The 558-nt window shown below is 50.0% G+C and carries 1 pseudogene; it reads left to right on the forward strand.

The annotated features are described in order from the left end of the window. Positions 1-129: 129 nt before the first annotated feature. A pseudogene (locus ACFFRH_RS44570) lies at positions 130-558 on the forward strand (transposase); the annotation flags it as partial.

Genomic DNA, 558 nt, shown 5'->3' on the forward strand with positions numbered 1-558 from the left:
ATCTTTCAAAGATAAACACCAGAAGAAAAGAGCAAGTTTAGACTGGCCCCCTGAATCTCCAGACAACCAATATCACTTAAATAAGTGATAGTCTTAATACTAGTTTTTAGACTAGTCATTGGAGAACAGATGATTGATGTCTTAGGGCCGGAGAAACGCAGACGGCGTACCACACAGGAAAAGATCGCAATTGTCCAGCAGAGCTTTGAACCGGGGATGACGGTCTCCCTCGTTGCCCGGCAACATGGTGTAGCAGCCAGCCAGTTATTTCTCTGGCGTAAGCAATACCAGGAAGGAAGTCTTACTGCTGTCGCCGCCGGAGAACAGGTTGTTCCTGCCTCTGAACTTGCTGCCGCCATGAAGCAGATTAAAGAACTCCAGCGCCTGCTCGGCAAGAAAACGATGGAAAATGAACTCCTCAAAGAAGCCGTTGAATATGGACGGGCAAAAAAGTGGATAGCGCACGCGCCCTTATTGCCCGGGGATGGGGAGTAAGCTTAGTCAGCCGTTGTCTCCGGGTGTCGCGTGCGCAGTTGCACGTCATTCTCAGACGAACCG

It is taken from the genome of Streptosporangium vulgare (genome assembly GCF_042428775.1).
Lineage (GTDB): Bacteria > Actinomycetota > Actinomycetes > Streptosporangiales > Streptosporangiaceae > Streptosporangium > Streptosporangium vulgare.